General features: G+C 30.8%; 1 protein-coding gene. It reads right to left on the bottom strand.

The features are described from left to right. A partial coding sequence (locus tag FD06_RS02545) for a DDE-type integrase/transposase/recombinase (RefSeq protein ID WP_156403083.1) occupies positions 1-399 on the bottom strand: 399 nt, incomplete at both ends.

Raw genomic sequence — 399 nt, 5'->3', positions numbered from 1 at the left:
TATCCTAGTTTTTCTTTTATCCTATTTTCATTATAATCCTTAATCCAAGCTTTCATGGCATGGATTAAGGATTCTTTTGTATCATAATGTACATTCATCATTTCACTTTTCATAATATGAAAAAATGATTCCATCTGTGCATTATCTAAACATGTCCCTTTACGGGACATAGATTGAACCACATTATATGCTTTAATCGTATTTACCCATTCATGACTTTGATACTGAACACCCTGATCACTATGAACGATAGTTTTAATTTGATTATTTTTAACAATATCAAGCGCATGTTTCAAAGCCGTTAAAGTAAATGATACGCTTGGATGTGAACTAATACTGTAAGCAATGATTTTATCAGAGTATAGGTCCATTACCGGAGATAAATAAACCTTTTGGTTT

It is taken from the genome of Apilactobacillus ozensis DSM 23829 = JCM 17196 (genome assembly GCF_001435995.1).
GTDB lineage: Bacteria > Bacillota > Bacilli > Lactobacillales > Lactobacillaceae > Apilactobacillus > Apilactobacillus ozensis.
This window is presented reverse-complemented; position numbering and strand designations above follow the sequence as displayed.